Below are 5493 nucleotides of genomic sequence, written 5' to 3' on the forward strand. Positions count from 1 at the left end.
TGGGTGTTACTATTAAATTCGACAAGAATGGGGTGAAGCCCTTTTTATATCATTAAAATCTTTGTTATATCAAGGCTTATTTTTATGAAATTCGCTTATAATAGCAAAATAATTTACAAATTATTTCAAAAATCGATAAAAAATTTTATTGTGGGGTGATAATTTGGCTTTCGGAAACCGCAAAAAAATAGGAGAACTTTTATTAGACCATGAATATATAAATAGAGAACAGTTAGATCTAGCTTTAGAAAAGATGAAGAACACTGACAAAAAAATTGGAGAAGTTTTAGTTGAATTAGGGTATATTCGGGAAGAAGATTTAATAGAAGTTTTGGAATTTCAAAGAGGAATTCCACACGCAGATTTGGATAAATATTTTTTTGATCCTTCTCTATCAGAATTAATTCCTGAAAATATGGCACGAAGATATTTAGCGGTTCCTATTGAAAAAAAAGGAGAAAGCAAATTAAAGGTTGTAATGGCAGATCCAACAGATCTGGTAGCTATAGATGATTTAGAAATGTTAAGCAATTTAACTATTGAACCACTTTATGGTGCTCCTAATCAAATTCGTTCAGCTATAAATAGGCTGTATGGTAGTGAAGATATAGACATTTCCAATATTTTCGAAGATTTTAATTTAGATGATGTAGAAGATGTATCTGACAACCAAAATGAAGAGATATATGAAGAGGCAGAGCTCAGAGAAATGGTTGATGAAGCACCAATAATAAAATTGGCAAATTATGTTATTTCTAAAGCCTATCAAAAAGGTGCAAGTGATATTCATATTGAGCCTGAAGAAAATAATATTAGAGTTCGATTCAGAATTGATGGTGTTTTAAAAAAGGAAATGACAGCACCAAAATCTTCTCATAGAGCTTTAGTTTCCAGAATTAAGATTATTGCTAATCTAGATATTACCGAACATCGAGTACCCCAGGATGGCCGAATAAAGATGATTTTTAAAGGAGAAAATCTGGATATGCGTGTTTCTACTTTACCAACAATTAAAGGGGAAAAGGTAGTTATTCGTCTTTTAGCAAGAAATACGAACCTTCTAGATTTAGATAATTTAGGCTTATCAGATTATAATAGAGTTAAATTTGGAAATTTAATCAAAAAACCGAATGGTGTTCTATTACTAACTGGACCAACTGGGAGTGGAAAGTCAACAACTCTTTTTGCAGCTTTAAATGAACTTAATAGCCCTAAAATAAATATCGTTACAATTGAAGATCCAGTTGAATATCAAATTTCTGGTATTAATCAGGTTCAGGCTAAGGTAAAGGCAGGATTAACTTTTGCTAAAACACTTAGGTCAATTTTAAGACAGGATCCAGATATAATAATGATTGGAGAAATGCGAGATGAAGAAACTGCAGAAATAGCTGTCCGATCTGCTTTAACTGGGCATCTCGTTTTTAGTACTCTCCATACAAACGATGCCGTTAGTTCAATTACTAGATTGGTTGATATTGGGCTAGCACCATATCTTGTAGCTGCTTCTTTAAATGGTGTAGTAGCTCAGAGGCTTGTTAGAAGGCTCTGTCCTCATTGTAAAGAAAAAAGAAAATTGGATAAGCTTGATTTAAAATACCTGGGAGATCCTGAAATTGAAGAAGCATATTTTGCAGTCGGTTGTGAAAAGTGTAATAATACTGGCTATAATGGACGTTTAGCAATTCAGGAAATTTTTGAGGTAGATAATAGGGTAAAAGAAATGATAAGTGATAATATTTCTAAAGAAAAAATAAGTGAATATGCAAAAAACAATGGAATGATAACTTTAAAAGAAGATGGAATTACCAAAATTAAAGCAGGAGAAACAGATGTTTCTGAGGTTGAAAGAATTATATATTAACAATAGATTGGAGAGTGATGTTTTTGGAATTTGAAGAGCTATTAAAAATAGTATCTCAGGAAGATCAGATTTCTGATCTTCATTTAACAGTATTTTCTCCCCCTTATATTAGGAAAAATGGGAAGCTTAGACCCTATGATAAGTATAATAAAGAATTAAGTGTTGAAGATACTGAAAATTTAGCTAAAGAAATGATGAGTGATAAACAGTACAAAGAATTTAAGGAAAAAGGAGAAATTGATTTTTCATATAGAATTCCTGGTACATCTAGATTTAGAGTTAATGCTTATCATCAAAGAGGTAGTGTAGGAATTGCTTTAAGAATAATTCCCAATGAGGTACCTACAATTGACAGCATGAATCTTCCGGATGTATTTAAAAGGCTTGCCTATCAGCGAATGGGGCTTGTTTTAAGCACTGGTCCAACTGGAAGTGGTAAATCTACAACCCAGGCAGCAATAATTAATGAAATAAATCATAATCGACAGCTGCATATTATGACATTAGAAGATCCAATAGAATATCTTCATAAACATAATAAAAGCCTTGTTCATCAGCGAGAAATTGGCAGTGATACTAATAATTTTAAGAGAGGATTAAGAGCCTGTCTTAGACAGGATCCTGATGTAATTTTAGTAGGAGAAATGAGAGATTTAGAGACAATTCAGATTGCTTTAGAAGCAGCAGAAACGGGACATTTAGTACTGGCTACTCTGCACACCAACAGTGCTCCAGCAACCATAGATCGAATAATAGATGTTTTTCCAGCGGCTCAGCAGGATCAAATAAAAATACAGCTTGCTTCAGTCATCAGTGCTGTAATAGCTCAGCAGTTAATTCCAACTAGAGATCAGAGTGGAAGAGCTGCAGCTTTTGAAATAATGATGGCGACATCGGCTATCAGAAATATTATTCGTGAAGGGAAAACTAATCAGATTTATTCGGCAATCCAAACTGGAGGTCGCTATAATATGACTACAATGGATAATTCTCTTCTAAAATTATATAAGCGGGGAAAAATATCAAGGGAATCAGTTTTACATCACTGTAATGATATTAAATATGTTAATGAAAACCTGCGGTAGTTTTATCTTCTAAGTTAAAGGAGGTGCAAAATGGCTCAACTTTATAGTTATAAGGCTCGTGGACAGTCAGGACAGGTTTTAAATGGAAATTTAGAAGCAGCAAGTAGAGAAGATGCCGCTAATCAGCTAAGAGAAAGAAATTTATATGCTGTATCTATTAAAGCAGTTGAAAGTGGTGGAGAAAGAAAAGAATCAAGGCTGACAAGGGATATAAATTTATCTGAATTCAATATTTTTGGTGGTGGCTATAAGATTTCGGAGCTTGCAAATTTTGCGCAGAGGCTTTCTGTTTTAATCACAGCCGGGATACCCATTGTTAGATCCATTACCATAATTAAAAAGCAGTCAAATTCTAAACATGAAAAAAATATGTTAGAAAAACTCTTATCCAGAGTTGAAGCCGGAGAGACATTATCTTCTGCTTTAAAAGAACATCCTAAATATTTTCCTAAATTATTTATTCATTTAATAAAAGCCGGGGAAACCGGTGGTGTTTTAGATGAAGTATTATCTGAATTAGTAGAGTATTATCGTGAGCGTGATAAAACTAATAAGCAGGTTAAATCTGCTCTTTATTATCCAATTGTGATAGTGATTGTTGCTGTTATAGCTGTATTTATATTGATTGGTTTTGTTCTGCCAAATATTTTAAAGATGCTGGTTAATTTTGGAGGGGAGATTCCTCTGCCAACAAAAATATTAATTTTTGTCAGTAATATTATTTCTTCTTACTGGTGGGCAATCTTAATTGTCTTATTAGCAGGGTTATTTTTACTGAGCACTTATATTAAAACTCCTAAAGGTAAATTAAATAAGGATAAGTTATTATTGAAAATTCCTGTTATAGGAGATTTGATTAGAAAAGTTGTAATAGCAAGATTTGCCAGTACTATGGCACTTTTAATTAAAAGTGGAGTTAATATAATCAATGCACTGCCTGTTATTGAAGAAGTTGTAGATAATGAAGTTTTTGCAGATGTTTTATTAGAAACCAGAATGAGAGTTAGAGAGGGATCAACACTTTCGGAACCAATTCGTCAGAGCGGAGAATTTCCACCAATGGTAGTCCAGATGTTAAAAGTTGGGGAAGAAAGTGGTAATATAGAGGATATGTTGAATAAAATATCCGATTATTATGACATGGAAGTTGCAAATGCAATTGAAGGCAGTATTTCTTTAATTGAGCCGGTAATGATAATTGTTTTAGCTGTAATTGTTGGTGGAATTGTAGCTTCGGTTATTTTGCCGCTGTTCAGTATTTACAGTAATTTCTAAGCTAAAAAAGGGGGTGAAGGACTTAAAAGAAGAGCTTGTAGTTGAAATTTTAGTTAATTTTTTAACAAAATGAGGAGGAATAAAAAATGAAGAAAATAAGAGATATTTTTAGTGGAAATGAAGGTTTTACTTTAATTGAGTTGTTAATTGTTATTGTTATTATTGGTGTGCTGGCGGCAATAGCTGTGCCGAATTTAACGGGACTTGTTGGTTCTGCAAATAAGGAAGTAGTAAAATCCAATATGAGAACATTATTAACTGAAATTGAAGCAAGAAAAGCCAGTGGAAATACTACTGGTAGTACGGGTACGGGCTCAGACAATTATGTTCCAATTACCGAGTTAAATGCTTATGTAGAACTAGAAAATATGGCTAGTGATAATAGTAACGTTACATTTCCAGGAGGTGGTGCTTCAACTGGGTATGACGACTATGGTATAACAGCTACAGTAACCGACGATGATGATATAAAGTATACTTATACTATAAGCAATGGTCAATTAACTATTAGTACTGGTTCTTAAGGTCAAAGTTAAAAGAAAAAGTTTTGTTGGAGGTTAAATTTTGAATTTTGATAATAATAAATTAGTAAAAATCATAAAATTTAGCCTCTGTTTTATTATTACTTTTATCCCTTCAATAATGTATTTACATTTAGTTGAGGGAGGGCAGACAGCAACAGAATTTTGGGGCAGTTTTATTAATCTTGATTTTTATTCATATTACAAAATGATATTTTTCTTAACTGCCTCATTTTTTCTTTTAATCACTTTTCTTAAATATGTTGATTTAAACGGAATCAAAAAGACAAATTATTATCTTCCAGCAGCTGTTTACAGTATTTTCGCAGTTTTGTCTTCATTTAAGGCAGAATATAAAGAAATAGTGATTAAGGGTTTTCCGGATCGCTATGAAAATATATTTGTTTTACTGGGATATTTACTGCTGGTGGTAGCGGCAGTTAATATAGTTGACAATAAAAAATCATTTAAACTGATTTTAAAAGCTCTATTTATATCAGCTTTTATTTTAGCTATTCACGGTATACTTCAGTTTTATAATTATGATTTACTGGCAACAGAATTTGGTAGAAAATTAATTACACCTGATGGACTGGATTTTTTTGTAGACCGTCTGAGCTTTATTGGGAGAAGAATTATTTATTCAACCATGTATAATCCTAATTATGTGGGCAGTTATGCTTCCATGGTGGGAATATTAGCACTTGGTTTATACAGCAGTTCTCAAAAGAACAAGAAATTATTTATA

4 protein-coding genes and 1 pseudogene are annotated in these 5493 nt (G+C 32.4%); all 5 read left to right on the forward strand.

Annotation, left to right across the window (positions count from 1 at the left end):
- The first annotated feature begins 163 nt into the window (after positions 1-163).
- Entirely contained in the window at positions 164-1864 is a 1701-nt protein-coding gene (locus CI949_RS16050) for a GspE/PulE family protein (RefSeq protein ID WP_110301362.1), read from the forward strand.
- 23 nt (positions 1865-1887) lie between these two features.
- Positions 1888-2949, forward strand: coding sequence for a type IV pilus twitching motility protein PilT (locus CI949_RS16055; protein ID WP_089719195.1), 1062 nt, complete (start codon positions 1888-1890; stop codon positions 2947-2949).
- 30 nt (positions 2950-2979) lie between these two features.
- Positions 2980-4224, forward strand: coding sequence for a type II secretion system F family protein (locus tag CI949_RS16060; RefSeq protein ID WP_110301286.1), 1245 nt, complete (start codon positions 2980-2982; stop codon positions 4222-4224).
- Between the two features lie 86 nt (positions 4225-4310).
- Positions 4311-4748 carry a prepilin-type N-terminal cleavage/methylation domain-containing protein gene (locus CI949_RS16065; RefSeq protein ID WP_110301287.1) on the forward strand — a complete coding sequence of 146 codons (438 nt, stop codon included), beginning with the start codon at positions 4311-4313 and terminating at the stop codon, positions 4746-4748.
- A gap of 40 nt (positions 4749-4788) precedes the next feature.
- Positions 4789-5493: pseudogene (locus tag CI949_RS16070) on the forward strand (hypothetical protein); the annotation flags it as partial.

The organism is Halanaerobium sp., from assembly GCF_003070835.1.

Coding starts and splice junctions, on each gene's coding strand:
- CI949_RS16060 (WP_110301286.1), top strand. CDS start 2,980: ATGGCTCAACTTTATAGTTATAAGGCTCGTGGACAGTCAGGACAGGTT.
- CI949_RS16065 (WP_110301287.1), top strand. CDS start 4,311: ATGAAGAAAATAAGAGATATTTTTAGTGGAAATGAAGGTTTTACTTTA.